The organism is Solibacillus sp. FSL R5-0691 (assembly GCF_037974225.1).
GTDB lineage: Bacteria > Bacillota > Bacilli > Bacillales_A > Planococcaceae > Solibacillus.
On record NZ_CP150231.1, the window covers coordinates 780,922 to 807,352 of the forward strand.

The window sequence follows — 26,431 nt, forward strand, 5'->3', positions numbered from 1 at the left end:
TGTAATAAAATATCGGAGGCCACTATATGCCTTTTAAAAAATTTGAAAAACGGAAAGTTACGCCTTTCCAAATTTTAATCACTTATTATTCAGTAGCTATTTTAATTTCATTTTTTTTGCTGCGTCTCCCGGGAGTACATCTGGAAGGCGTCCACGTATCGTTTCTGGACAGTTTATTTACGGCGGTTAGTGCCGTTAGTGTAACGGGTTTAACGACTGTGACTGTTGCAGAGACCTACAGTAGCTTTGGGCTTGCAATGATTTTGCTCATTCTGCAGTTTGGTGCGATTGGGATTATGTCCATCGGTACGTTTTTATGGCTGTTGTTTGGAAAGAAAATCGGTATGCGGGAACGGCAGCTGATTATGATTGACCATAATCAGTATAATTTATCGGGTGTTGTAGCATTAATTCGTCAAATTGCCAAACTGCTGTTTATGATTGAATTTACCGGTGCCTTTATATTAACGGTTCACTTTAAGCGTTATTTTGCGACATGGGAAGAGTCGGCGATTAATGGGTTGTTTGCTGCCATTTCATCGACAACAAACGGAGGCTTTGATATTACGGGCATGAGTCTGGAACCATTCCACCATGATTATTTCATTCAATTTGTCTGTATGATTTTAATTTTTCTAGGTGCAATCGGTTTTCCGGTATTAATTGAAGTGAAGGCTTATTTAACGAAAAAGGATCCGGCTTTTCGCTTTAGCTTATTTACAAAGGTTACGACCTTCACGTATGTCGGCTTATTTATTTTCGGTTCAGTTGTTATTTTTATTATTGAATCTTTCCAGTCATTTAAAGGGATGCGATGGCATGAAGCGGTGTTTACGGCCATGTTCCAATCGGTTTCCACCAGGTCGGCAGGTTTGACGACCTTTGACGTAACATCTTTTAATGAGGCGACACAGCTCTTTATGAGTGCGCTCATGTTTATCGGGGCGTCACCAAGTTCTGTAGGAGGCGGGATTCGCACAACGACATTTGCCATTGTTTTATTATTTTTAATCGCATTTTCCCGCGGGCAGTCGGAAATTCAAATCTTTAACCGGGAAATTCATGTAATCGATGTATTCCGTTCATTTGCGGTGCTGATTTTTGCGATTATTATGGTGCTAGGTGCTGCGATGGTTTTGTTTATTACAGAATCACGTGCAACGATGATGGAAGTCATATTTGAAATCACTTCAGCATTCGGAACGTGCGGGATGTCGCTCGGTATAACAGAGAACTTGACGGCATTCGGAAAAATGGTCATTATGGTGCTCATGTTTGTCGGGCGTGTAGGGCTCATTTCTTTCCTTTATTCAATCGGCGGGTCTGCCCAGAAGAAGAAATACCATTACCCGAAGGAAAGAATTATTATTGGGTAAATAGTATGATAGAATGCGTAAAAACGTCCATTTCCTTTAAGGGAATGGGCGTTCTTTAATTTTTGGGGCACAGTTATTTTTCATGCAATGTGAGAATCATCAGCCTGTAAATAGTAAAGACTCCGATATATGCACCGGAAATTAAAAAGAGCTCATTTAAAAATAAGCCGTGAATTTTTGTCATAAATACTGCGTCATCAATAATGATTTGATAAATCGAAGTGGATGCAATACTGCCGAAAATGATGACAAAAATAACAGCGAGTATATTGAAGACAAGTGCGGACTTGCTGATTTTCTTTCGTATAAGAACCATAATAAGCGGAACAACAATGCTAGAAATAACTAAAAATATTTTCAAAAATAGCACTCCTTTCTTCTTATTTGAATTATGCCCTCTTTTTTGGGGTATAAAACGAGTAGGCTGATTGCAGCTCTGTTTAATCATATCGGCGGAATAGATAATAGCCGAATGGTTAATTTATTAAATGGAGGTGATATATATGGAGAAAAAGAAAGGGAATGACCGACAAAACATGAAAGAGGAAGTTGGACCAGAATTAAACCCTGATGATTTGGATCTTCGCGAAGACAATGATTTAACGGAAGAACAATCGAAAAATAGCCCACAAAAAAAGCAAACGGATTCTCACTCGAATAAAAAGTAAGTTTATAGTTCATAAAAAGATGTGGGGACAACAAGCAAGCTTCCTGCGGGTCCATTATAACGTTCAGTAAAAAAGCTATTTTTCTCTGAGAGAAAAATAGCTTTTTGGGGTTAGATTCCAACCACTTTTGATTAATTGAATGTGCTGAAGTAAGGCTGTTGTCCATTGCGGAAGTATGTGAATAAATAGCCCGTTTTCTTTTGTGGTGCACCGACTTCATAATTTTGTAAATCGATGTGGAACGGAATAATTAAGGAATGCTTGAATAATTCGCGTTCCGTAATTTGCATTGCTTCAAATTCCTCACCTACAAGAGCAGGATTTTCTTTAATACGTGCATAGACATCTTTCATCTCAATTTCAGAAAGACGGTCATCCCACCAAAGTTTACGCGGCTGGAATTGCTGACCTTGAAGGAAGTCATATTTCATTAGGCTTGTAATGACTTCTAAGTCGGCATGCTCGACCGTTTGAAGGAACTCAAGTAAACGGCGGAATAAATCTTCAAGCTGATGTCCGATACGTGACCAGCCCTTTGTTTCCCAATATGTGCCGAAGCTTTGGAAGAAGTCGAAAGGCGTTTCAAATACTTCTGTTACTAAATATTCAATTGTATTGTCCATACGGTGTGCGTTCCAATACTTTTCCAGTACATCTTCCGCATGTTTAATACGGACAATATCATCAAACGTTAATACATTATTTGAGAAAATTTCATATGGCGAAATATCAACATATGTGTAGCCGTACTTTTCGGCTTCCAGGCGTAATCCTGTCCCGCGCAGCAGTTTCAAAAAGCCAAGCTGAAGCTCCTCCGGGCGCATCGCAAATACATCATTGAATGTTTTACGGAATGACGAATAATCCTCTTCAGGCAATCCCGCAATTAAATCAAGATGCTGGTCGATTTTCCCGCCTTCTTTTACCATCGTAACAGTACGTGTAAGCTTTTCGAAGTTTTGTCGACGCTTTACAAGATCGTTCGTTAAGTCATTCGTTGACTGGACACCGATTTCAAAACGGAACAGCCCTTTCGGAGCATTGTCATTCAAAAATTGGATGACTTCCGGACGCATAATGTCTGCCGTGATTTCGAACTGGAATACAACACCTGGTTGATGTTCATCAATTAAAAACTGGAACATTTCCATCGCATAACTGCGGCTAATATTAAAGGTACGGTCAACGAATTTAATCGTTCTTGCCCCGTTATTCATTAAGTAGCGAATATCCTCTTTAATCTTCTCACGGTTGAAATAACGAACACCTACTTCAATGGAAGATAAGCAGAATTGACAGCTGAACGGACAGCCACGGCTTGTTTCAATATATTGAATTCGTTTACCAAGGTGAGGCAGGTCTTCTTCAAAACGGAAAGGGGTAGCAATTTCCCGTAAATCGATTTTAGGTGGCTGTGCATGGATTTTTAATTTTCCTTCTTCTAAATAGCAGATACCCGGTACTTTTTCGAGAGGAATCTCACCATTGAAATGACGAAGCATTTCTTTAAATGAAACTTCACCTTCACCCATTATAATGAAGTCGATTTCTTCATGTTTGCGAATCCATTCATGGACATCATAGGAAACTTCCGGACCACCTAATACAATCTTGACATCAGGCAATACCGTTTTTAGCATACGAATTACCGCAATCGTCTCATTAATATTCCAAATATAACAGCTGAATCCGACAACATCGGGTTTCTTTTGGAAAAGGTCGGATACGATGTTGAAAGCGGGGTCTTTAATTGTATATTCAGCAAGCTCACAGTCGAATTCAGGCTGTGCTGCTGCTTTTAAATAGCGAATCGCTAAATTAGTATGAATATATTTTGCATTGAGTGTACTTAATATAGTTTTCATAATTTTATTCTCCTCTTCATAAAGTCTATTGTAGCAGTGTAAACAGATACAAACAATATGGGAGAATCTACCCATTTTATTCCAAATAGTAATATGAAATAATATACGGTAAGTATACAATTCTGAAAATTCTATAATATCTAAAATTGGGGGTAATATTTGTAGTGGAAGGCCAATTGAATTATATGTTAGAAGAGCTTTTTCAGCAATCCAATGAACAAATCATTATATTGAACCGCCAAGGTAAAATTGAATTCATGAATAGTAAGGCGAACGAAATATTACAATCAGTCCATTTACCAAAGAGCTTTTGGGAAAGCGCGGATAAACTTAGTGGTGAGTGGGAGAGATTTATCAGTTCTGTAATTGAAAATTCAACATCTACTGCAACGTTTACATTAATAAATAAATATCACCAAAAAATACCGGTTCAAGTTTGGGGCCATTATCTGGAACATAAACAACTAATCTTTACTAGGATTCAGGTAAACCCTTCCAATGTCATTTCATTTGAAGAAAAAAGTAAAACCGTGATGTTTCAGAATTTAATAGATGGAATGGCGCAAGGCGTAATATTGACAATGCTGAATGGAAAGATTATATCCGGCAATGCTATGGCATTACATTTACTTGATCGCAAAGCATCTCAAATAGAGAATAGAAGCTATGATTATCTATTTGAAGACTGCCAATATGATTCCCAGGTCATCACTCAATATTATAAAAAGATTTCCAACAGGGAAATGGCCAGTATTTTTGTTATGAGAAAAACAGAAGATGGAAATACGGTCTATTTAAATTTTATTAGTAAAGTAGATGAAAATTTAGGGATCTTGGTCACAACAATTATTGATCAAACAGAAGAGATGATGCTGTTGAAAAGAATCGAGCATCAGCAATCGTTATCATTTATTGGTCAAAATATTGCTTCGATTGCCCATGAGATACGAAATCCAATGACATCGATTCAAGGTTTTATCCAAATGATTAAGAGCAGTTTAAATGAGCAGGAATATCCTTACTTTAAAATTCTTGAATCGGAATTGAAGCGCATGGATGATTTATTGGGGGATCTTCTGAACATTTCAAAACCAAAGAAACAAGCATTCCAAATGCTTGATATGAAGGAAGTTGTAGACGAGGCAATTCAGCGTATGCAACCTCTTGCAATGAAAACAAATGCTATGATTTTATTTGAATTTGACGAAAAAGTAGAATACAAAATTAATGGTGACTTTAATCGCCTGATGCAAATGATTATTAACTTGCTGAAAAATGCGATCGAAGCTATGGATACGAATAATTACATTGTCGTACGTTTAGTTTACCGAGGCAAAAATACGCTGCAGCTTTCAGTTGAGGATAGTGGTAAAGGGATGAATGCGGTTGATATAGAAAATGCATTAAATCCTTTTTATACAACAAAGGAAACAGGATCCGGGCTGGGATTAATGCTTGTACAATCTGTCGTTAAAGAACATAATGGGACTCTTCACATTGAGAGTGAGCAAGGTGCAGGATCTAAGTTTTTAATTGATTTTGATTTACGTAATGAAATTGAATATTTAAATTCTTCTCCTTCTTTTTCAATGAGAGTGGCTAGAATGGCGGCAATTTCGAAGTGATTTTGACAAAACTTCCAATCCATCGCTATAATATGTACATCTTCATTAAGCAGTTTTAGTAAATACTAGCTGGAATCTGGAGAATTCAGTGTAAGAACATCGCTTCCACTCGGAAATGAAAGCGTATCAATTTCATGGTGGACAAGCTTCTTGCAGGAATTACAGATTATTGAAGGGAATTTAAAGAGGAAGTTAGCCTGAACGTCATATTACCGGCAACAGCTGACGGTCCCGGCAATGAGGGTCTCCTTAAATCCTACGCAATTGCATACAGTGTAATTGATTATTTAAAATAGAGGATGGTTTTTATGGCTTCAGAGGAAGTAAAGCAATCGTTAAAATTATTTATCGTATTATCAAGAGCTCATAAAGCGATAAGTGAAGCTACGAATCAATTTATACAAGCAAATGGTTTGAATCCTACAGAATTCGCAGTTTTAGAACTTTTATATCATAAAGGTCGCCAGCCCCTGCAGCAGATCGGGAATAAAATTTTATTGGCGAGCGGGTCGATTACTTACGTAGTGGACAAGCTGGAAAAACGCAATTTTTTAGTGCGTGTTTCGTGTCCAACCGATCGTCGTGTCACATACGCGGAAATTACCGATCTTGGTTCCGAGTTTATGGACAAACTGTTTCCTGAACATGAACAGAATATTCATGAACTTTTAGGGGTATTAACAGCTGAAGAAAAACAGACAGCAATAGAGTTATTAAAAAAACTAGGATTATCTATAAAAGATTTATCCTATTAAGCAATAAAAGGAAGACACCCGGAATTGGGTGTCCTTTTTAGTGGTTATTGAATTGTTAAGCCCATTTGTAAAAAGGCGTCTGTTAAGTCAGCTTGGACATTATCGTAAATTGTTAGTGTAACAAATAGATTTTCACGTTCTATTACAACTTTTACAACCTTTTCATCCTCTAACAAAGCTTCATATCCAACAATATTTGAAATTTCCTTACGTTCTTCCAAAGTAGATGCCAAATCCAGATCTTTTGTGCTATCAGGTGCAATGGCAGAAATAGTTTCCTTTGCAGATTCTTTTAACTGATCAAAAGTTACATCTTCTTTTTGTACAACTTCAATCTGCATTGAAGTAGCTTCATCAGCATTATTTAATAAACTGTCAACACCTGGTTCTTCTGAAGTAAGTGTATAGTTTTCAAAATGCTGAATCGTGTAATTCATTTCATCACTTGTAGAAGTTACTACTTTTTCTTCAAACGGCTGACCATTTGAAATGTATGTCAATGTAGTATTATCTGCTTTATCTTCCTGTTCAGCTTTTGTGTCTTCTGATGTCTCAGTAGCTTCTTCTTGCTGGTCTGAAGAAGCATCATCCGATTCGTCTGTCTCGTTCGCCTCGGTAGTTTCCGGCTGTTCTTCATTTTGCACTTCTTCTGTTTCGGCAGGTTCTTCATTTGCTGCGCTTGATGTTGTAGGCTCGTCTATATCCGTATTACATGCTGCCAAAAATGCAGATAAAATTACTACGGCACCGACTTGATAAATTGATTTCTTCATATGGATCCCCCTTTTACTTGTATAGACGGAAATTAGAAAGATAAGTTTCTGCTTTAATTGTATCAGAATAATGGTAAAACTAAAAATAATAGTAAAACAAAGACAATATGGGTAACGATTATTAATGGTAAACTTTTTTTCCATTCATATAAAGCTCCCCATAGTATACCTGCGATAATTGCTGCAAGAGCACCCGGCAGGAACCCGCTAATGGCTAGAGACAGCGAAAATAGCAAAGATGTGATCAAGACAGCCCAGAAAGGCGTTGTGAATTGTTTTAACTGCTGCTGAACATAGCCCCGCCAAAATATTTCTTCTCCCACTGCTACAATAAAAATGAGCATTAAGTAATGGAAAATATTTTGAGGACCATATACATCCAAAAATTTCGTAATATCTTTTGCTGCATTTTTATCGAGATAAGGCATTATCATGTAACCGAGTTTTACAATACCGTACGTAATTGTCCCGTATCCAATACCGTAAATCAAATACTGCCAAGTTGGAATGCGATCTTCAAATTTACCTGCCATTAAGCTGATTGCAATTCCAACTAGTAATGTAAAGGCATATAAATACCAGAAAATCGTTTTTTCATAAAATGTAAAAAACATCATGCTGAAAATAAAAACTAATGCCAGAAGGAGTGTAATGATTTGTTTTCTGTTTTTCAATAGCTTAACCTCCCCTTACGTATCGTAACAAAAATTACCCTTTTTATCATCATATCAATGTTAAAAAGGGTAATTTGCATTAAATTATTCGTTATTAGCTAATATTTTATACCGTTTATGATTAACAACTGTTTTCTCTTCCATTTCTAAATCATGGAAATTATCCATAATCGTTATATCAACGATAACGGAATTCTCATTCACTTTTTCAACGACTCCTTTTAAGCCGTCTTTAAACTCGATTATATTTCCAACTTCCGCAATTTTCATACACAGTCAGTCCCTTCATCGACTACTAATTAACAGTTTGCTTGAAATTATACTACAAAATTCAATTAGTTTGAATAATTTTATTAATTTACTAGGGTTTATTTGGAATATATTTTCGATTAAGAGTTTGATATATTGGATTTATGCACATAAAAAATGGAAAGAGGGATCCAGATGACAGACTATAAAAATATTCTCGATCAGTTGCGTAACGGTGAATTGCAATCTGTGATTATAAAAAAAGAAGAATTTTTACAGTTCCGGGAACACCTTGTGAAAGATGAACAATTTAAAAACTTCCGTGGTGAAGCAAAACAAGGCGGGGATGTTGTTTATACATTTTCGGAAAACTCAAGGGCATAATAATTGTCGAATTTTGAATAATGATTCTTTTGTAAGAAGATTACAAAATGGGTATAATAATGGTAATTGACTAAAAAAGGAGGAAATAAATTGGGTAGACCTATCTCGAATGAGGCACTACTACTGGAAATTGAAAAAAAGCGCGAACAAATGATTCAATCGGGTCTGAAAAATGGTTTACGAAGTCATAAAACACTTGAGCTAAGTATCCAAGTAGACAATCTGATGAATGCTTTTAATCAATCAAGAAGTGCACATCTGTTTTATAAACATTAAATAATTAAAAAAATTATAAATTTTATGTTTAAAACAGTACTGAGAAGGGAAGAGTAATTTTGAACACAGCAACATTCTCATTTCCCCCTTTAGAGTAGAAGCGGACCAACGCTACTGCTCTCTTTTTTTATATATGCTCGAAATTTCAATTTATTCATCCAATTCCTCTAAAGAACTCTAACAAAATTTTCCGATTTAAAAGTAATACGGTATAGAAATTTATCTTATAATGAAGCGGTTCTATTTTATTTTGAATTATTAAAATACACTGACATTGAAGTTCTGGCTGGTTTTGTTAAAATAAAAGAAAATACTAAAGGGGCATACATATGGAATCCAAAAAAATAGGTTTTATCGGCACAGGCGTTATGGGGGCAAGCATTGTTGTGCATTTGCTGAATGCCGGGCATGATGTAACAATTTATACAAGAACAAAAAGCAAAGCGGAAGATCTTATTAGAGCAGGCGCAAAGTGGGCAGAAACACCGGCACAAGCAAGTAAAGAACAGGATATTGTCTTTACGATGGTCGGTTATCCAAAAGATGTCGAGGAAGTTTATACTGGAGAGAATGGCATTTTCTCTGCAGCGAAACAAGGAGCGATTATTGTTGATATGACGACATCCGAACCGACTCTTGCGAAAAAACTTTATCAAGAGGCAAGTGAACGCGGATTACATAGCCTTGACGCACCCGTATCAGGTGGAGATATCGGCGCCAAAAATGGGACGTTATCGCTTATGGTTGGCGGCGACAAAGATGTGTTCGAAAAAATGCAGCCGATTTTCGAACTGTTTGGACAAAATATTATTTACCAAGGTGTTGCAGGCAGCGGGCAGCATACGAAAATGTGCAATCAAATTGCGATTGCTTCCGGCATGATTGGTGTTTGCGAATCGATGGCTTACGGTTTAAAAGCGGGACTCACAATGGAAGAAGTTCTTCGTTCGATTACAGCAGGGGCAGCAGGGTCATGGTCGCTTTCCAATCTTGCCCCACGTATGTTGAAGGGGAATATGGAACCAGGCTTTTATATTAAACATATCATTAAAGATATGAAGATAGCGCTTGATGAAGCGGAACGCATGAATCTCCAATTACCAGGCTTAACTTTAGCGAAATCTATGTACGATCAGTTACTTGCAGAAGGTTATGGTGACAATGGGACACAAGCATTAATCAAGTATTATGAGTGAGTACAAAGGGCATAATAATAGATAGTAGTTAAATAGTTCTTATGATACAATAGGATTATTGTAAGCGTGGCAGTTTGGAAGGAGAGACATGTAGTGGAAAATCAGAAAGGGATTTTACTAGAAAGTGGAACAAATGAGCTTGAGATCGTTGAATTTGAGGTGGCGAACAATAAGTTCGGTATAAATGTCATTAAAGTAAAAGAGATTATTCAGCCTATACCAGTGACATTTATTCCGCATGTGCATCCACATGTTGAAGGCATTATTCAATTGCGTGGGGAAGTATTGCCGGTTGTAGATATGTTGAAAGTATTAGGCATACCGACAGAAAACCGAAACCCACAGCAAAAATATATTGTGGCGGAATTTAATAAGCAGCGTGTTGTATTCCATGTGGACAATGTTACACAAATTCACCGTATTTCTTGGGATCAGATTGAAAAACCTTCGGACATGTACCAAGGTGGGGCATCTCAAGTGATTGGCGTTATCAAGTCTCAAGAAGAAATGATTTTACTACTGGACTTTGAACGAATCATGGTTGACATTAATCCTGAATCTAGCATAAGTGTAGATGCTGTGAAAAAGCTCGGCAAGCGTGAACGTACTGAAAAGAAAGTTATTATCGCGGAAGATTCACCGTTACTGCGTAAACTGCTGTTTGATACGATGAATGAAGCAGGTTATGTGAACACGGAGTTTTTTGAAAACGGTCGTGATGCATATGAATATCTGGAAGCGATGGCGAAAGCAGATAAACAAATCGAAAAGCATGTACAGCTAGTTGTTACAGATATTGAAATGCCTCAAATGGATGGACATCATTTAACAAAGAAAATTAAGTCACATCCGGATCTTAAAAAGCTTCCAGTCATTATTTTCTCAAGTCTGATTACCGATGATTTGCGTCATAAAGGTGAACAGGTAGGAGCGGAAGAACAAATTTCAAAACCTGAAATTGCAGAACTGATTTTACGTATGGATAAGTTAATTCTATAAAAGACTAGCCTAATAATTGAAGCATTGTTTTAAAATGTATAAAATAATGAGAAAGCCGGATACCTTGAAAAAGTTATTCCGGCTTTTTTGTACAAAAAAGAAGAGACTTAAAGAATATTGAACTAATGAAGCAACTTTTCTTGAAGTGCAAATAAGAGGGCATAAGAATACAAAGGTATTCAGAAGGAAGTGAAGCGGATGATGAAAAAAAATAAGACAGCCATCATTGATATTGGTTCTAACACGATTCGACTTGTACTATACTCCTATAATAAAAACGAAGGGTTAAAAGAATTCGGTAATTTTAAAACCGTTGCCCGACTGCGCACATATTTATTGCCAAATGGTGAAATGTCCGAAGAGGGTATTCAGCTATTGGCTGAAACGTTAAAATCATTCCGCTTAATATTGGCGGATTACGATGTGACGGACGTAAAAGCGGCTGCAACTGCCGCAGTACGTCAAGCGATCAATAACGATCAGATAATTACCCGCATGAAAGACGAAACAGGCATTCTCATTGATATATTAACCGAGGAAGAAGAAGCATATTACGGATTTATTGCAGTAGCCCATTCGATGGATACCCCGTCTGCAGTGACAATCGATATCGGGGGCGGTTCAACTGAAATTACATTATTCATCAATAAAAAGCTCCAAAAAACAATCAGTTTTCCATTCGGTACTGTTTCCTTAAAACAAAAATTTGTAAGCGGAACGGTTATAAATAAAAGCGAGCGTGAGAAGCTGCGTTCATTTGTGAAAGAACAATTTGCTTCGTTGAAATGGATCGTCGATGTAGGATTACCGGTGATTGCAATTGGGGGAAGTGCACGTAATATCGCCCAAGTTCACCAGCAAAAAATTGGCTATCCACTATCTGGAGTTCATCAATATGAAATGACGTTGAGTGACTTGCAGCAACTGCGCGACTATTTGACAGAATTTTCGTACGATAATTTGAGGCAACTGGATGGTCTTTCATCAGACCGGGCAGATATTATCGTTCCGGCAATGGAAGTCTTTATGGCGCTCCTGTCTACTGTAAAATCGAATTCTTTCCTTATCAGTAAAAAGGGATTGCGGGAAGGGCTCATTATTAGCCGTGTTTTACAAGATAATCCACACGCCTATGATAAGTACAATGTTTTTGAAGAAAGCGGACGGCAGCTTGCATTAGCCTATGGACGTACGGAAGAGGAAGTACAGACACTGGAATCGCTGACAGAGCAATTATATAAGGGCTGTATTAATTTGAAGCTATTTGAATATAGTGAAGTAGATTTAGAACTATTAAAGAAAGCAACAAAAGTGTATGGAATCGGAGAATATATCGAGCTGGATTCCTCCAGTCAGCACACCTTTTATTTGATTTCCAACCAGTCCATACCAGGCTTGTCCCATCTCAACCGGATTAAACTGGCATTGCTGGCATCATATAAAAACCGTGATTACTTTTTGCGTTTTGCACGTCCATTCGATTCCTGGATTTCAAAAGAGGAATTTAAAAAGCTGCGCGACTTTGGGGCAATATTAAAATTTGTTTATGCCTTGAATATGACGAAGCGCAATGTCGTCAAAAATATTGCAATCGAAAAAGTAGACAATCAATTTCACATAGAAGTACAGGCTTTTGAACGGGCAATAGCTGAAATGGCCCAGGCAGAAAAACAGAAAAAGCATATCGAGCGTGTTTTCAAAGGTGAGGTAAAACTTAAGTTCAAGGAAGAAAGGCAGGGTTGATATGACAATGAATATGGAAAAGGATCCGATTTTTGATCCGGAGCATGTGGACATTGAAAATAATCCTGATTTTTGCAACGAGCTGCTTGAGGAAATTGCGAAACCCCAGTATTACAATAACCGTGAACTAAGCTGGCTCGCATTTAATGAACGAGTATTGGAAGAAGCGGAAGATACAAACAACCCGTTGTTGGAACGGATGAAGTTTTTGGCAATATTCAGTTCCAATCTGGATGAATTTTTCATGGTGCGGGTTGCGGGTTTACAGGATCAAATTCGTGCAGGCTATCATAAGCCAGAAAATAAATCAGGTTTAACTCCCAAAGAACAGCTGGCGAAAATCGCCGAGCGTACACAGGCATTGGTAAGACGCCAAACAGAAGTTTACCGCCATTTAGTGCATGAACTGCTACCGAAAGAACATGTGCATATCATTGATTTAAAAATGCTGAATGAGCAAGAAAAAAGTTATATCAATGAATTGTTTGAAGAAACAATCTTTCCTGTTCTTACACCAGTTGCGGTTGATGCCTACCGTCCGTTTCCTACATTATTGGGACGTACGCTCAACTTGTTTGTCATGCTGGAAAACAACTGTGAGGACACGGAAAATTGTATGGATAAAGTAGCAATTGTTCAAGTACCGTCCGTATTGAACCGCTTTATTAAAATACCGTCAAAAGACAAAAAGACGTTATTCGTATTGCTGGAAGATGTCATTTCAAGTAATATTGACCGTTTATTTTTAGGCTATAAAGTAAAATCGACACAAGCATTCCGCTTAACGCGAAATGCGGATTTGACCATCCATGAGGAAGGCGCACAGGACTTGTTAGTGGAAATCGAAAAAGAACTGAAAAAACGTAAATGGGGTGCAGGTTCACGCCTGGAAGTACGTGACGGCGAGATGAATGATGATGTACTGGATTATTTACTGGACGAATTTGAACTTGGGGAGTCCGATGTTTTCAAAATTGACGGCCCGCTCGACTTAACGGCAATGTTCAGTTTTGTAAAAGAGATTTCAGCAGGACGGGAACATCTGGAGTATGAAAGTTTTATACCGCAGCCGCCCCAAGATTTACAATCGGACGAAAATATTTTTGAAAAAGCATTAATCCAGGATATATTTTTCCATCATCCGTACGAATCATTCGGACCGATTGTCGATTTTATCGCAGAAGCAGCAGAAGATCCAAGTGTATTGGCGATTAAGCAAACGCTATACCGGGTAAGCGGAAATTCGCCGATTATCCAGGCGTTGAAGCAGGCGGCAGAAAACGGTAAACAGGTGACGGTTTTAGTGGAGTTGAAAGCCCGTTTTGACGAGGAAAATAATGTGCATTGGGCAAAAGAGCTTGAACAAGCAGGGTGCCTTGTCATTTATGGCATGAACAATTTAAAAACGCACTCAAAGATTACACTTGTTGTCCGTCGACGGAATGGAAAAATTGAACGCTTTGTACATTTAGGAACCGGCAACTACAATGATGCTACCGCAAAAATCTATACGGATATGGGGATTATTACATCGCATAAGGAGTTTGGTATAGATGCGACAAACTTCTTTAATTATTTAAGCGGTTATACTGACAAACCTGAATTCCATCATATTGTCGTCGCGCCTTTTGATATTCGGGATGAATTCCTCGAGTTAATCGATAAGGAAATAGCGTTACATAAAAAATATGGAAACGGGTTTATCCGGGCAAAAATGAATTCTTTAACCGACAAGGATTTGATGATGAAACTTTATGAGGCGTCGATTGCCGGCGTAAAAATCGAGCTGATTATTCGTGGGATTTGCTGTCTGCGTCCCGGCATCCCAGGAATCTCCGAAAATATAACCGTTTTGAGCATTGTTGGCCGTTTCCTGGAACACTCGCGGATTTTCTGGTTCCATCATAACGGTGAGGATAATCTCTACTTATCTTCTGCAGATATGATGACACGAAATATGATTAAACGTGTGGAAATACTGTTTCCGATTTATTCCCCGGAAATAAAATACCGGATCCAGCGCATTATGCTGCTCCAAATTAAAGATAATCAAAAAGTACGTATCCAGGACTCCAATGGGAAATACCACTATAAAGAAGGCTCCCACCATGATGAACGGATTAACAGCCAGGAGATTTTTTTGGCCGAATCACTCGGCCCGATTATCGAAGAATAGTGATCAGATAAAGCTATGGACAAAATGTTCGTAGCTTTTTTTAGTGGTGTGGCGGGGGAGGAGATTTATTAGAACAATTCAGCAGGATATTAGAACAAAGGAGAGGGTTTTTAGAAAATATGAAGCTGATATTAGAACAAAGTGCCAACATTTTAGCACATGTTAAAGATATATTAGAACATCGCAATTTTATTAGAACAAATAAATTTATATTAGATGATTTTCCGTTTTATTAGAAAACCAGAACTGACCGCTCCACTGTAATTAAGGAAATGCGCTATTAATAGAAGAAATATCCGTATAAAACAGAAAAAAGTAATATATTAGTATTTATTTCATCTCTATTATAGTAAACTCTATTTATGAATGACTGTTCATTTTATAGACAAAGGGGATGAATAAAATGTTACAAGGCAAAACGATTATCATTACAGGCGGCTCTAGCGGGATGGGGCTAGGTATGGCTAAGCAGTTCGTGAAAGAAGGGGCAAATGTTGTAATCACAGGACGTGATTTGGAACGTTTAGCTGGTGCAAAGAAGGAAATAGAGGAGTTCGGCTCATCAATTGAAACATTTCAGATGGATGTTCGGGAACCGGAACATGCAGAAGCAATGGTGGCATTTGCGGCAGAAAAGTTTGGTCAAGTAGACAGCTTAGTGAACAATGCCGCAGGGAATTTTTTAGTGCATGCAGAAAAGCTTTCGCCGAATGGATGGAAAGCTGTTATTGATATTGTATTGAATGGAACATTTTACTGTACTTCTGCCATTGGTCGTTATTGGATTGAAAATGGTATGAAAGGTTCGATTATTAACATGGTTGCTACATATGCCTGGGGTGCAGGAGCTGGCGTCATTCATTCAGCTGCCGCAAAAGCCGGGGTGCTCTCGCTGACACGTTCGCTTGCGGTTGAATGGGGAGGCCAATATGGAATCCGTGTAAATGCCATAGCACCGGGTCCGATTGAGCGCACAGGCGGGGCAGACAAACTGTGGGAATCTGAAGAGCAAGCGAAGCGTACATTGGATTCTGTACCGTTAAAACGTCTTGGCACACCTGAGGAAATAGCAAATCTAGCGGTATTTATGTTATCGGATAAAGCAAATTATTTAAACGGAGAATGCATTACTTTAGATGGCGGACAGTGGTTAAATCAGCACCCGTTCTAATTTCTAATGATATCAAAAAAGGAATAAATTCCAGATGATTGCTGCATACTATCGCTAACTGTAAAAAGGAGGCGATCACAATCGGAATATGGCTATATCCAACAATTTTCGTTGTCATCCTATTAAGTTTTATAGGCTATTATTTGACGGTACGTGTCGGACATAATATTGAAGGCAGCGGTCAGGAACGTGATTCGGAAGTGCCTGAAGAAATTCAGGAGCATCCTTTTCTGCTTAACCCGATTATTTTATCGTATGTGGTTTTTGGCACATTTACAGGTATCATTATTTTCTATTACTGGGCAAGGGGTTACTGAAATTAATGCATAATGGGACGAATATTCTCGTCTTATTATGCTTTTTCTTTTGCAATCATAGGCGCTTTCATAGTCATAAAAATGAACGATATGGTATGATAGAGATTAGAGAAACTGTTTTGTCGAAAGACAGGGCAAAGAATAACGGCAGTAAATTTTAAGTTTATTTTAGTATGGTGCTGCCCGTTATTAGCGGGATAAAGGAGTAGAATGTCATGATTTCAACGAACAACAGAGCTTTACTAGATATGCCGATAAAGGATTTTATTATTTCATCTGAGAAGGTTGCCCATGTACAAAGTGGCAATAACGCTGAACATGCATTATTAGTTTTAACAAAAACGGGGTATTCTTCTATTCCGGTTCTGGATGTAAAGTATCGGTTAAAAGGTTTGTTAAGTACCAAAATGATAACAGAGTCTATTTTAGGTTTAGAGCGAATTGAATATGATAGATTAGCAGACATTCGTGTGGATGAGGTCATGAATCAGGAAGTAGTGTATTTAAAAATAACGGATACATTCCAACGTGCACTTGATCTAGTAATAAACCACGCCTTTTTATGTGTAGTCGATGAAGAAGGTACATTTGTCGGTATTATGACGCGCAGAATTATTTTAAAACAATTAAAAAAATATATTTACCAGCAAAACGCTTAAAATAAAAGTCGACAAAGTCCTAATGGGATTTTGTCGTTTTTTTAACCGTTTGTTCGGAAAGGAAGGGTTGTCAGTGACAGCAACAGAAGCAGAGATTATTAAAGTGTTGGCAGAAGAGAGAAATATGCGAAAAGCGGCAGAGCGCCTTTTTTTAACACAGCCAGCACTGTCACAGCGACTTCAATCAATTGAAAAAGAATGGGGCGTACAATTATTTATTCGTTCCCAAAAAGGGTTAACACCAACGCCTGCGGGAGAGCTGGTTATTCAATACTCGAATGATCTGATCGTTAAGCGGGAAGAAATTTTTGAAACGATCCACTCGTTGAATACAAAAGTGCACGGTACTTTAAAAATTGCCTGTGCATCGATTGTCGGACAAAATTGGCTGCCGAAAGTGTTAAAAGACTATGTAACGAAATATCCGGATACGAAAATTTCGTTAATTACTGGATGGAGCTCAGAAATCATAAAAGCGCTTTATGACGGGGAGGCGCACATCGGTATTGTTCGTGGACAGGCAGAATGGAAAGGGAAAAAAATTCATTTGTTCCGAGACACGATGTATTTAGTAGATAAAGAAATCCAGGATATGGAAGATATCTTGACATCCGACCGCCCGTTTATCCAATTTAAAAGCGATTCGAATTATTATCAGGAGATTCAGCAATGGTGGCAACGTCATTTCAACTACAATCCGAAACATCAGATCATCGTAGATCAGATTGAAACATGCAAGCAAATGGCTGTAAATGGGATCGGCTATGCAATTTTACCTTCAATTACGTTGAACGGCGAAGAAAATGTTCATAAAATTCCTTTGGCCAACAATGAAAATGATGACGGGTTAACACGGGATACTTGGCTGATCGGCTATGAATCGACATTCGAATTACGCCAAGTGGAGGCTTTTGTCGATTTAGTGCAAGATCATGCACGCTGCCTGTATGATTATTCAAGTGAAATCAACTAAAAAAATAGTTTTAATATTACTGAAAATTTAGTACAATTATTCCTGTTAAAAAATCTAACACGCAGCGAGGTGTCATATGGAAAAATTAAATGCACAACAAATCATTGATTTTATTTCAGAAGCAAAAAAGGTAACACCAGTAAAAGTTTATGTAAAAGGAATTGGTGTTGCGGATTTATCATTTGGTGCCGAAAGCAAAGTGTTTGGTGAAGGTAATCATGCGGTAGTATTTGGTGAATGGACTGAAATTGAAGCATCTTTAAAAAAATACGAAGATCTTATTGAAGACTATGTAGTAGAAAGTGATCGTCGTAATTCGGGCGTACCGCTTTTAGATATGAAAAAAATCAATGCACGAATTGAGCCGGGCGCAATTATCCGTGATCAAGTTACAATCGGTGACAATGCAGTCATTATGATGGGTGCCATTATTAATATTGGTGCAGAAATCGGCGCAAAAACAATGATTGATATGGGCGCGGTATTAGGTGGTCGTGCAACAGTAGGGGATAACTGCCATATTGGTGCAGGAACTGTTCTTGCAGGGGTAGTAGAACCACCGAGTGCATTACCGGTTGTAGTAGAAGATGATGTAGTCATTGGTGCAAATGCGGTTGTACTGGAAGGTGTTCGCATCGGTAAAGGTGCAGTAGTAGCAGCCGGAGCGATCGTTATTAAAGACGTTGAGCCATACACAGTCGTTGCAGGTGTACCAGCTCGTCAAATCAAAGTATTGGATGAAAAAACAAAATCGAAAACAGAAATTATCGATTCACTGCGTAATTTATAAAAAGGCGGGAACGACATGAGGCATCTTATTGAAGTAAGACGAGACCTACATAAGATTCCTGAAGTAGGCTTTAATGAATTTAAAACACAGAGCTATTTACTCCAATTTATTTCAAATCTCGATCAGCAGCATTTGCAAATAACAACTTGGAAAACAGGAATTGTTGTATTTATAAAAGGTACGAACCCGTCCAAGCTGATTGGCTGGCGTGCTGATATAGATGCACTTCCTGTACAAGAAGAGACGGGATTGCCGTTCGAATCGGAGTATGCCGGTTTTATGCATGCTTGCGGTCATGATTGCCATATGTCGATTGCACTTGGGCTTGTCGAGGCATTTTCCATCCAGCCGCCAGTTCAAAATGTCGTTGTATATTTCCAGCCTGCTGAGGAAGGTCCAGGCGGGGCAGAGCCAATGCTCGAATGGTTAAAAGCAGAGCAACCACATCTTGTTGCAGATGAACTTTATGCATTACACATCGCGCCGGAATATCCGGTTGGTACGATTGCAACGAGACCAGGGCTTTTGTTTGCCAATACTTCCGAGCTGTTTATTGATTTGAAAGGAATTGGCGGTCATGCAGCCTATCCGCACAAAACAAGGGATATGACAGTTGCTGCGGCCAATTTAGTGATGCAGCTGCAAACTATTATTAGCCGTAATGTCGATCCAATGGATAGTGCTGTTATTACAATTGGGAAAATGACTTCTGGTACAGTTCAAAATGTCATCGCGGAAAATGCGCGACTTGAAGGGACGATCCGTACGTTGAATGCAGAGGCGATGGCCGAAGTGAAACGTCGTATCGAAGCAATATGCAAAGGAATTGAAGCCTCATTCGAATGCGCTATCACTATTGATTACGGCTCAATGTATTATGAGGTTAATAATGATGCGGATTGTGCGAATGCGCTTCTGGAGTATGCCGAACAGTTCGAAGGGACAACCGCTTATGAATGTCCTGCTGCAATGACAGGTGAAGACTTCGGTTATTTCATCAAGGATTTGCCAGGGGCGATGTTCTGGACTGGAGCGAATTCAAATTACGGACTCCACCATGCTAAAATGGCACCGGACGAGTCGCTCATTCCTCTAAATTGCCGCTTCGTCGAACAATTTATCCGTCAGCTTGTCTAAACATACAAAAAGCTATCCAATTTCAATTTTGGATAGCTTTTTTTGATTTATGAAGTGGCTTTCATCAAATGAGGTGCTCTTTTGACTGTCCATAAATACGCAAGCGTGAAACAGCTGACGAGGACACATGTACCTAAAATATAAGGAGAGTTTGGATTCCAGTCGAATAGGACACCCGCAAGTGCAGGACCGAACATATTGCCAAGACTCATATAAGCATTGTTCATACCGGCAGCGAACCCTTGTTCATTGCCAGCAAGCTTTGAAATAAGTGTATTTACCGCTGGACGAATAAATGTTGTGGCAATCGAGAACAGTGTAGCGACAACTAAAATGATGAAGAAGCCACTAATGTAAATAACGAGCAGCATCATGGCAGCCGCCAATAATAAGTTTACTAAAATAACCTTCATTTCCCCGAAACGCTTAAACAATTTATTCACGACAAACATTTGCAGCACTACCCCCGCAAACCCGCCGACTGTTAAAATAATGGCAATTTCTGATGGGGTATAGCCAAATTTATGGTCCAAATAAAGCGTTAACGTTGCCTGGAAATTGGCAATACCAAAACTGAATGTGAAGACGATAATTAAAAAGATAAAATAGGAGGTCTTCACAGATTTGACCATTTGCCTGAACAGTTTTTCACGCGGTGCAATTGTTTCCCGAATGTTTTTAATATTAGGTAAATAAATAGCAGACAGAATTGCGGCCATATATGCTACAGTTCCAGCTAAAAAGAAAGGGAATGTCAAATTTACTTCAGATAAGAATCCGCCAACACCCGGTCCAATCATAAAGCCTAATGACATTGCTGCACCGATCATGCCCATTCCTTTGCCGCGCTCTTCATACGTTGTAATATCGGCTACAAAAGCCATAATTGGTGCCATAATAAATGCAGCGCCTGTTCCGCTTAAAAAACGTGCTAAAAATAATACCCATACTTCCGTAGCGAGACCGAATAAAATTTGGGAAGATCCATACACGATCAGCCCGCCAATAATGAACATTTTCCGGCCATGGCGGTCCGACAAATCACCGGCAACCGGAGAGAACAGAAACTGTGCGAGTGCGAAGCCGGCAATTAAAAAACCGAGGACTTGTCCACCGACACCAAATACTTGCAAATAGGCAGGCATAACAGGAACAATAATCCCGATACCGCCCATTGTAATGAACATGTTAAACATTAATAAATAAAGCGCTAACTTATTGGATTTTTCTGTCATACAATGCCAGCCTTCCTGTTTAAATATTTCGACACTAGAAATATATATTTATATTAAATATCATACTCTAAAAATTTTAAAATTGCATTTATTCATGTCAAATCTTAGTAAAGAATTTATTAGTCCGGAGCATTTCTATGCGATAATGGAATTGTTAAATATGCTTATATAGAGAATCGAGTAAACTGTAGCTTTTGGTGAAAGGGGAGATAAGGATGAATTATAAGTTTTGGACGGTCGTCATGATACAAAAAGAAGATAAAGTATTATTGCTCAACCGGCAGCATGATCATTTCAAAGGATATATTCCGCCGGGTGGCAAAGTGGATTTTCCCGAAGGCTTTGCTGAAGGTGCAATAAGGGAAGTAAAAGAAGAGACAGGGCTGGAAGTACAGTCTTTAGTGTTTAAAGGAATTTCCCATTACACGAACCCGGAACGGCTCGATCATTTTATTATTTATAATTATTGGACGGATGATTTTACGGGGGAAGTTTTCGACTCGTGCACAGAAGGGGAGCTCGAGTGGGTGAAAATATGCGAGGCCAAATATTACCCGATGCAGGAGGACATTCAAGTACGTTTTGATTTATTCTTCGAGCCGGGGACATTTGAAATCCATACTATGTGGGATGAACAAAATAATAAAATCGACAAGCGTATTATACATAAGCTATAAAAAAAGCGTGACCAAATTTGTTGGCCACGCTTTCGTAAAGTTAAGGAAATTATAGATTCTGGCATTATGGATAGCTTTAAAATAAAATGTTATTTGCGTCCAGGCTAAAGTGCCAGCCCCTCGGTCATTTCAATCGCGCCGTCGAAAGTGGTGAAACGTTTACTTTCTAGTCGGGCTCTCGAATGCCTGTCGGGGCTGAACGGGCGCTTTAGCATTTTTGTTCTTATTTCAAGCTCATTTTAAATTCCAGGAAGTATTCGTTGTATTTGCCCAGCCATTCAAGGCCAAGGTTTTCGTAAACTTCCAATTTTTCACGCTGGTCATGTGGCGGGTAGAAGCGCTCATCGTTAATAACTTCCTCGTCCATCAGTTCCCAAGCGGCTTCATTTGGTGTTGAATAGCCGACATAGTCTGCATTTTGCGCAGCATTTTCAGGATCAAGCATGAAGTTGATAAATTTATGGGCACCTTCGATATTTTGAGAAGTTTTCGGAATAACCATATTATCGAACCATAAGTTAGAGCCTTCTTGCGGTACGGCAAATTCCAGTTTCTCATTTTCCCACATCATATCTGCGGCCTGACCGGAGAACGTTAATGCTACTGATGCTTCATTATTAATCATAAGCGGTGTAATTTCATCACCGATAATCGCTTTAATATTTGGGGAAAGTTCAATTAAGTGATCTGTCGCTTTACGCAATAAGTCCTCATTTTTCACATTAAGTGACTCGCCGATAGAGTTCAGCCCCATTCCGACTACTTCACGGGAGCCATCGACTAGAAATACTTTTCGTTTCAATGAAGGATCCCATAAGTCATCCCAAGATTCAAACGTTAGATGGTCATCGATTAAATTCGGATTATAGACAATGCCAACTGTTCCCCAGAAATAAGGGATTGAGTATTCATTGTCAGGATCGAACGGTAAATCCAAAAAGTCTTCATTAATATTTTGCAGATTTGGCACTAAGTTATGATCGATCGGAATAAGCAGGTTATCATCTTTCATTGATTCAATCGTGTATTCGGAAGGGACCGCAATATCATAGGCAGAGCCACCTTGCTGTACTTTCGTCAACATCGCTTCATTTGAATCGAATGTTTCATACGTTACTTTAATTCCTGTTTCTTCTTCGAACTTATCGATTAATTCCGGGTCGATATATTCACCCCAGTTATAAACCGTTAATGTATCTTTACTACCTGCAGAACCGGCTGATTGCATACGGTCAACTGTAAAAAACAACAGGGCACATACAATGACAATGGCAGCCGTTGCTTGAACTAATTCTCTCATCGTTGTCCCCCCGTTGCTACTGATTTTGAACGTTTGTTAATAAAGTAGTATCCGATAACGATTAATACCGTTACAGCAAATACTAATCCTGAAATAGCATTGATTGTTAATGAAATACCGGCACGGGCCATTGAGTAAATTTCTACGGATAATGTACTGAAGCCATTTCCGGTTACGAAAAATGTAACTGCAAAGTCATCGAGTGAATACGTCAATGCCATAAAGAAACCGGCGAAAATTCCTGGTGAAATGTACGGTAAAATAACACGTGTCAAAACATCGCGTTTAGTTGCACCTAAGTCTCGTGCAGCATCAATCAGCGGAGTGTTCATTTCAAGCAATTTCGGTAAAACCATAAGCACAACGATCGGTACACTGAACGCAACATGCGATACAAGTACTGAAGCAAATCCCAGCTTTACACCGATCATTGTGAATAAAATCAAAAAGCTTGCCCCGATTACAACATCTGGTGAAACAATCAGAACATTATTTAACGAAAGCAATGTATTGCGCATCTTTTTATCTTTCAATGAAACAATACCGATAGCCCCAAGAGTTCCGATAATCGTTGCGATTAAACCTGATAATAGGGCAACGAGTACGGTATTCAGCAAAATGATAATTAATCTTGAATCTTCAAATACAGCCGCATAGTGCTCAAGTGTGAATGACTCGAAATTATTCATGCTGCCGCCACTGTTAAAGGAGTAGAAAATTAAATAAAATATTGGTGCGTAAAGGATCGCGAATACGAAAAGTAAATATACTTTCGACATAGCGGACAACTTTTTCATCAGACACGTCCTCCTTTAGATTTTTGTCTCGTGAACAGCATTGTGAGCACCATGAATAAAATTAAGAACACGGCAATTGTCGAACCCATACCCCAGTTTTGCGAAACAAGGAATTGCTGCTCGATCGCCGTACCTAAAGTAATAACCTGGTTTCCGGCGATTAAACGTGTGATCATGAACAGCGATAATGCCGGAATGAACGTTACTTGAATACCTGCTTTTACGCCGTCGATTGTCAGCGGGAAAATGACACGGCGGAAAGTTGTCCATGCATTTGCCCCTAAATCGCGAGATGCGTAAATAAGTGAAGGATTCATTTTATCCAATGAGTTGAAAATCGGAATAATCATAAACGGAATGAAAATATAAACCGATACAAATACGAAACTAAAGTCCGTAAACAAAATTTGTTTTGGATCAAAACCAAATACTTCAATCATTGCATTGATCGGGCCGTACAAACCAAAAATGCCGATGAATGCATATGTTTTTAGCAGCAGGTTAATCCAAGAAGGAATAATGATCAGCATAAGCCATAACTGTTTATGCTTCGTTTTAGTCAACAAATAAGCAGTAGGGTAGGCGAATATTAAGGTAAATAATGTAATTAAAAATGCATACCAGAAACTGCTCAACGTCATTTTTAAATAAACCGGTGTAAAGAACTTCGCATAGTTGGCCAATGTAAAGTTCCCGTTTAGATCAAGAACTGAATAATAGACGATTAACGCAATTGGTGCGATAACGAATAAAATTATCCAAAATACGTAGGGGATTAACGGTCCTTTAGCTGTTTTATTCATGCTCTTCATCCCCATACGCTTCTAAACGTTTATCGAAATCTTCTTCCGTTTCGTTTAAACGCATTACGTGAATTGCTTCCGGATCAAAATCCAATCCGATTTCAGCGCCAACTTCCGCTTTCTTCAATGAGTGGACAAGCCATTCATTGCCGTCTTTATCATATGTCGATAGTTCGTAGTGCACGCCACGGAACAGCTGTGTATCGACTGTTACGATCAGTTTGCCTTTTTCAGGTGTTGTAATTTCCAGGTCTTCCGGACGAATGACAATATCAATTTTTTCGTTTCGCTTCATTCCGGCATCGACACATTCAAACTCTTTTCCTGCAAATTTTACACGGTAGTCTTCAATCATAATACCGTCCACAATATTCGATTCACCGATAAAGTCTGCAACAAAACGGTTAATCGGCTCATCGTAAATATCAACAGGTGTACCCGATTGCTTAATTTCACCTTGGGAAAGGACAAAAATTTCATCACTCATTGCAAGTGCTTCTTCCTGGTCATGAGTAACAAATATAAATGTTTTACCAAGACGCTGCTGCAGTTCCCGAAGTTCGTACTGCATTTCTGTACGTAATTTTAAATCAAGCGCAGATAAAGGCTCATCAAGTAAAATCACGTCCGGATCATTGACGATTGCACGGGCAATCGCAACACGCTGACGCTGACCACCAGACATTTCCGAAATTTCCCGGCTGCCGTAGCCTGCCAAGTTAACGAACTTCAATGCTTCCTGTACACGTTCTTTTACTTCTGCTTCTTTTACTTTTTTGATTCGTAAGCCGAATGCCACGTTTTCAAAAACATTCAAGTGAGGGAAGAGTGCATAATCCTGGAATACTGTATTAACTTGACGTTCATTTGCAGGAACATCGTTAATTCGTTTTCCGTTGAAGAAAACATCTCCTGTAGAGGCATCGGTAAACCCGGCGATTATACGTAAAATCGTTGTTTTCCCGCATCCGGATGGTCCGAGTAATGTGTAGAATTTCCCTCGTTCCAATTCAAAGTTAATATTTTTTAAAACTACTGTTCCGTCATCATATGATTTTGTGACATTCTCAAAGCGAATAATCGTGTTATCCATTATGCATCCTCCTAATTTATAAATATGATTGTGTCGCGACAAGGAGCAATTTTGTTATGCCACTGTGCGCATTGAAAATTTGATGGTTGGAAGATGCTTCGTAATATACGGCATCACCTTCACTGGCGATATATTCTTCATTGCCAAGAACGACACGGATTCGTCCGTTTTGAACATAGATGAACGTTTCTGCCAGGGATGGCTCAAATGCTTTAAATTCTGCATCTTTTTGCAATGTAATGAAAACCGGCTCCATTTCCTTTTCATTTGAGGTAGGAATAAGCCATTCGATTTCATATTTTTTATCCTGATCAATAAAACATGTTTGTTCATTTTTCGTGAAGACAATTTTTTCGTTCTGTTGCGTGTCATCAAAAAAATCTCGTGGCGTACACCCGAGAACTTCCAGCAAGTTAAACAATGTTTCTATGGAAGGGGAATTTAAGTCACGTTCTAATTGGGAAATATAGCCTTTCGTTAAATCGGTACGTTCCCCGAGCTCTTCCTGGGTAAGCCCTTTTTTTATGCGAAGGGCTTTAATTTTTGAACCAATTTGCATATAGTCACACCCCTTATATTTTTCGCTCAATAGTTTACTGTTTATAAACCTTGAGTAAGGAAGTTTACTTTTACATTACTTTAAGTTTACGAAAGCACTAATAATTATACATAATTCATATGTATTTTCAAGGGTCTTGTCCAAATATATATTGATATATG

At 38.6% G+C, this 26,431-nt stretch carries 28 protein-coding genes; 17 read left to right on the forward strand and 11 right to left on the reverse strand.

Features of this window, described 5'->3' with window-relative positions; translation table 11 throughout:
- The first annotated feature begins 26 nt into the window (after positions 1-26).
- On the forward strand, positions 27-1,376 hold the full coding sequence (locus tag MKY51_RS03690) for a TrkH family potassium uptake protein (protein ID WP_339175366.1): 1,350 nt from the start codon (positions 27-29) through the stop codon (positions 1,374-1,376).
- A gap of 73 nt (positions 1,377-1,449) precedes the next feature.
- On the opposite strand, the gene MKY51_RS03695 is transcribed toward MKY51_RS03690, so the two are convergent.
- Positions 1,450-1,737 (reverse strand): transposase, encoded by a 288-nt coding sequence (locus tag MKY51_RS03695; protein ID WP_339175367.1) that lies wholly within the window; start codon positions 1,735-1,737, stop codon positions 1,450-1,452.
- Between the two features lie 142 nt (positions 1,738-1,879).
- Here MKY51_RS03695 and MKY51_RS03700 point away from each other — a divergent pair, with 142 nt between their 5' ends.
- Positions 1,880-2,044, forward strand: coding sequence for a hypothetical protein (locus MKY51_RS03700; protein ID WP_339175368.1), 165 nt, complete (start codon positions 1,880-1,882; stop codon positions 2,042-2,044).
- 131 nt (positions 2,045-2,175) lie between these two features.
- Here MKY51_RS03700 and MKY51_RS03705 read toward each other — a convergent pair whose 3' ends face one another.
- On the reverse strand, positions 2,176-3,909 hold the full coding sequence (locus MKY51_RS03705; RefSeq protein WP_339175369.1) for a B12-binding domain-containing radical SAM protein: 1,734 nt from the start codon (positions 3,907-3,909) through the stop codon (positions 2,176-2,178).
- 185 nt (positions 3,910-4,094) lie between these two features.
- Here MKY51_RS03705 and MKY51_RS03710 point away from each other — a divergent pair, with 185 nt between their 5' ends.
- Both MKY51_RS03710 and MKY51_RS03715 read left to right on the forward strand, forming a co-directional pair.
- Positions 4,095-5,534, forward strand: a complete 1,440-nt coding sequence (locus MKY51_RS03710) for an ATP-binding protein (RefSeq protein ID WP_339176570.1) — start codon at positions 4,095-4,097, stop codon at positions 5,532-5,534.
- Positions 5,535-5,842: 308 nt separating this feature from the next.
- Entirely contained in the window at positions 5,843-6,289 is a 447-nt protein-coding gene (locus tag MKY51_RS03715) for a MarR family transcriptional regulator (protein WP_339175370.1), read from the forward strand.
- Between the two features lie 44 nt (positions 6,290-6,333).
- Here the strand turns inward: MKY51_RS03715 and MKY51_RS03720 are convergent, their stop codons facing one another.
- From MKY51_RS03720 to MKY51_RS03730, 3 genes are all read right to left on the reverse strand, one after another.
- Positions 6,334-7,062, reverse strand: coding sequence for a chemotaxis protein (locus tag MKY51_RS03720; protein WP_339175371.1), 729 nt, complete (start codon positions 7,060-7,062; stop codon positions 6,334-6,336).
- A gap of 62 nt (positions 7,063-7,124) precedes the next feature.
- Positions 7,125-7,736, reverse strand: coding sequence for a CPBP family intramembrane glutamic endopeptidase (locus tag MKY51_RS03725; protein WP_339175373.1), 612 nt, complete (start codon positions 7,734-7,736; stop codon positions 7,125-7,127).
- Between the two features lie 84 nt (positions 7,737-7,820).
- The gene (locus MKY51_RS03730) at positions 7,821-8,006 is read right to left on the reverse strand and encodes a DUF2187 family protein (RefSeq protein WP_008403508.1); all 186 of its coding nucleotides are present in this window, start codon (positions 8,004-8,006) and stop codon (positions 7,821-7,823) included.
- 174 nt (positions 8,007-8,180) lie between these two features.
- Between MKY51_RS03730 and MKY51_RS03735 the strand changes: the two genes are divergently transcribed.
- From MKY51_RS03735 to MKY51_RS03790, 12 genes are all read left to right on the forward strand, one after another.
- The gene (locus MKY51_RS03735; protein ID WP_339175374.1) at positions 8,181-8,369 is read left to right on the forward strand and encodes a hypothetical protein; all 189 of its coding nucleotides are present in this window, start codon (positions 8,181-8,183) and stop codon (positions 8,367-8,369) included.
- 90 nt (positions 8,370-8,459) lie between these two features.
- A complete protein-coding gene (locus MKY51_RS03740) occupies positions 8,460-8,645 on the forward strand; it encodes an aspartyl-phosphate phosphatase Spo0E family protein (protein ID WP_339175376.1) in 186 nt (61 codons plus the stop codon).
- 329 nt (positions 8,646-8,974) lie between these two features.
- On the forward strand, positions 8,975-9,841 hold the full coding sequence (locus tag MKY51_RS03745) for an NAD(P)-dependent oxidoreductase (protein WP_339175377.1): 867 nt from the start codon (positions 8,975-8,977) through the stop codon (positions 9,839-9,841).
- A gap of 93 nt (positions 9,842-9,934) precedes the next feature.
- On the forward strand, positions 9,935-10,840 hold the full coding sequence (locus MKY51_RS03750) for a chemotaxis protein (RefSeq protein WP_339175378.1): 906 nt from the start codon (positions 9,935-9,937) through the stop codon (positions 10,838-10,840).
- Between the two features lie 201 nt (positions 10,841-11,041).
- Positions 11,042-12,583 (forward strand): Ppx/GppA family phosphatase, encoded by a 1,542-nt coding sequence (locus MKY51_RS03755; protein WP_339176571.1) that lies wholly within the window; start codon positions 11,042-11,044, stop codon positions 12,581-12,583.
- Position 12,584: 1 nt separating this feature from the next.
- On the forward strand, positions 12,585-14,759 hold the full coding sequence (locus tag MKY51_RS03760) for an RNA degradosome polyphosphate kinase (RefSeq protein ID WP_339175379.1): 2,175 nt from the start codon (positions 12,585-12,587) through the stop codon (positions 14,757-14,759).
- 403 nt (positions 14,760-15,162) lie between these two features.
- Positions 15,163-15,930 carry a 2,4-dienoyl-CoA reductase gene (fadH, locus tag MKY51_RS03765; protein ID WP_339175380.1) on the forward strand — a complete coding sequence of 256 codons (768 nt, stop codon included), beginning with the start codon at positions 15,163-15,165 and terminating at the stop codon, positions 15,928-15,930.
- A 38-nt stretch (positions 15,931-15,968) separates the two neighbouring features.
- A complete protein-coding gene (locus MKY51_RS03770; RefSeq protein ID WP_339175381.1) occupies positions 15,969-16,247 on the forward strand; it encodes a short-chain dehydrogenase in 279 nt (92 codons plus the stop codon).
- Between the two features lie 215 nt (positions 16,248-16,462).
- Positions 16,463-16,906 carry a cyclic-di-AMP-binding protein CbpB gene (gene cbpB, locus MKY51_RS03775; RefSeq protein WP_079524871.1) on the forward strand — a complete coding sequence of 148 codons (444 nt, stop codon included), beginning with the start codon at positions 16,463-16,465 and terminating at the stop codon, positions 16,904-16,906.
- A 73-nt stretch (positions 16,907-16,979) separates the two neighbouring features.
- Positions 16,980-17,879 carry a LysR family transcriptional regulator gene (locus MKY51_RS03780; RefSeq protein WP_339175382.1) on the forward strand — a complete coding sequence of 300 codons (900 nt, stop codon included), beginning with the start codon at positions 16,980-16,982 and terminating at the stop codon, positions 17,877-17,879.
- A gap of 76 nt (positions 17,880-17,955) precedes the next feature.
- Positions 17,956-18,669 (forward strand): 2,3,4,5-tetrahydropyridine-2,6-dicarboxylate N-acetyltransferase, encoded by a 714-nt coding sequence (gene dapD, locus MKY51_RS03785; protein ID WP_339175384.1) that lies wholly within the window; start codon positions 17,956-17,958, stop codon positions 18,667-18,669.
- A 15-nt stretch (positions 18,670-18,684) separates the two neighbouring features.
- Positions 18,685-19,806 (forward strand): N-acetyldiaminopimelate deacetylase, encoded by a 1,122-nt coding sequence (locus MKY51_RS03790; RefSeq protein ID WP_339175385.1) that lies wholly within the window; start codon positions 18,685-18,687, stop codon positions 19,804-19,806.
- A gap of 47 nt (positions 19,807-19,853) precedes the next feature.
- On the opposite strand, the gene MKY51_RS03795 is transcribed toward MKY51_RS03790, so the two are convergent.
- Positions 19,854-21,041 carry an MFS transporter gene (locus tag MKY51_RS03795; RefSeq protein WP_339175387.1) on the reverse strand — a complete coding sequence of 396 codons (1,188 nt, stop codon included), beginning with the start codon at positions 21,039-21,041 and terminating at the stop codon, positions 19,854-19,856.
- 215 nt (positions 21,042-21,256) lie between these two features.
- Here MKY51_RS03795 and MKY51_RS03800 point away from each other — a divergent pair, with 215 nt between their 5' ends.
- Positions 21,257-21,718, forward strand: a complete 462-nt coding sequence (locus tag MKY51_RS03800; protein WP_339175388.1) for an 8-oxo-dGTP diphosphatase — start codon at positions 21,257-21,259, stop codon at positions 21,716-21,718.
- Positions 21,719-21,941: 223 nt separating this feature from the next.
- On the opposite strand, the gene MKY51_RS03805 is transcribed toward MKY51_RS03800, so the two are convergent.
- From MKY51_RS03805 to MKY51_RS03825, 5 genes are read right to left on the reverse strand one after another with little or no spacing between them, the layout of a single operon-like run.
- On the reverse strand, positions 21,942-23,018 hold the full coding sequence (locus MKY51_RS03805; protein ID WP_339175389.1) for an ABC transporter substrate-binding protein: 1,077 nt from the start codon (positions 23,016-23,018) through the stop codon (positions 21,942-21,944).
- Positions 23,015-23,815 carry an ABC transporter permease gene (locus MKY51_RS03810; protein WP_339175390.1) on the reverse strand — a complete coding sequence of 267 codons (801 nt, stop codon included), beginning with the start codon at positions 23,813-23,815 and terminating at the stop codon, positions 23,015-23,017. Before MKY51_RS03810 ends, MKY51_RS03805 begins: the two co-directional genes overlap by 4 nt.
- Positions 23,815-24,618, reverse strand: a complete 804-nt coding sequence (locus tag MKY51_RS03815; RefSeq protein WP_339175391.1) for an ABC transporter permease — start codon at positions 24,616-24,618, stop codon at positions 23,815-23,817. Before MKY51_RS03815 ends, MKY51_RS03810 begins: the two co-directional genes overlap by 1 nt.
- Complete coding sequence (locus tag MKY51_RS03820; RefSeq protein ID WP_339176572.1) at positions 24,611-25,714, reverse strand: ABC transporter ATP-binding protein; 1,104 nt, start codon at positions 25,712-25,714, stop codon at positions 24,611-24,613. Before MKY51_RS03820 ends, MKY51_RS03815 begins: the two co-directional genes overlap by 8 nt.
- 13 nt (positions 25,715-25,727) lie before the next feature.
- Positions 25,728-26,270 carry an XRE family transcriptional regulator gene (locus MKY51_RS03825; RefSeq protein WP_339175392.1) on the reverse strand — a complete coding sequence of 181 codons (543 nt, stop codon included), beginning with the start codon at positions 26,268-26,270 and terminating at the stop codon, positions 25,728-25,730.
- Between the last annotated feature and the right edge of the window lie 161 nt (positions 26,271-26,431).

Coding starts and splice junctions, on each gene's coding strand:
- MKY51_RS03705 (WP_339175369.1), bottom strand. CDS start 3,909: ATGAAAACTATATTAAGTACACTCAATGCAAAATATATTCATACTAAT.
- fadH (WP_339175380.1), top strand. CDS start 15,163: ATGTTACAAGGCAAAACGATTATCATTACAGGCGGCTCTAGCGGGATG.
- MKY51_RS03755 (WP_339176571.1), top strand. CDS start 11,042: ATGAAAAAAAATAAGACAGCCATCATTGATATTGGTTCTAACACGATT.
- MKY51_RS03735 (WP_339175374.1), top strand. CDS start 8,181: ATGACAGACTATAAAAATATTCTCGATCAGTTGCGTAACGGTGAATTG.
- dapD (WP_339175384.1), top strand. CDS start 17,956: ATGGAAAAATTAAATGCACAACAAATCATTGATTTTATTTCAGAAGCA.
- MKY51_RS03795 (WP_339175387.1), bottom strand. CDS start 21,041: ATGACAGAAAAATCCAATAAGTTAGCGCTTTATTTATTAATGTTTAAC.
- MKY51_RS03800 (WP_339175388.1), top strand. CDS start 21,257: ATGAATTATAAGTTTTGGACGGTCGTCATGATACAAAAAGAAGATAAA.
- MKY51_RS03700 (WP_339175368.1), top strand. CDS start 1,880: ATGGAGAAAAAGAAAGGGAATGACCGACAAAACATGAAAGAGGAAGTT.
- MKY51_RS03805 (WP_339175389.1), bottom strand. CDS start 23,018: ATGAGAGAATTAGTTCAAGCAACGGCTGCCATTGTCATTGTATGTGCC.
- MKY51_RS03690 (WP_339175366.1), top strand. CDS start 27: ATGCCTTTTAAAAAATTTGAAAAACGGAAAGTTACGCCTTTCCAAATT.
- cbpB (WP_079524871.1), top strand. CDS start 16,463: ATGATTTCAACGAACAACAGAGCTTTACTAGATATGCCGATAAAGGAT.
- MKY51_RS03745 (WP_339175377.1), top strand. CDS start 8,975: ATGGAATCCAAAAAAATAGGTTTTATCGGCACAGGCGTTATGGGGGCA.
- MKY51_RS03815 (WP_339175391.1), bottom strand. CDS start 24,618: ATGAATAAAACAGCTAAAGGACCGTTAATCCCCTACGTATTTTGGATA.
- MKY51_RS03825 (WP_339175392.1), bottom strand. CDS start 26,270: ATGCAAATTGGTTCAAAAATTAAAGCCCTTCGCATAAAAAAAGGGCTT.
- MKY51_RS03760 (WP_339175379.1), top strand. CDS start 12,585: ATGACAATGAATATGGAAAAGGATCCGATTTTTGATCCGGAGCATGTG.
- MKY51_RS03790 (WP_339175385.1), top strand. CDS start 18,685: ATGAGGCATCTTATTGAAGTAAGACGAGACCTACATAAGATTCCTGAA.
- MKY51_RS03810 (WP_339175390.1), bottom strand. CDS start 23,815: ATGAAAAAGTTGTCCGCTATGTCGAAAGTATATTTACTTTTCGTATTC.
- MKY51_RS03715 (WP_339175370.1), top strand. CDS start 5,843: ATGGCTTCAGAGGAAGTAAAGCAATCGTTAAAATTATTTATCGTATTA.
- MKY51_RS03720 (WP_339175371.1), bottom strand. CDS start 7,062: ATGAAGAAATCAATTTATCAAGTCGGTGCCGTAGTAATTTTATCTGCA.
- MKY51_RS03710 (WP_339176570.1), top strand. CDS start 4,095: ATGTTAGAAGAGCTTTTTCAGCAATCCAATGAACAAATCATTATATTG.
- MKY51_RS03730 (WP_008403508.1), bottom strand. CDS start 8,006: ATGAAAATTGCGGAAGTTGGAAATATAATCGAGTTTAAAGACGGCTTA.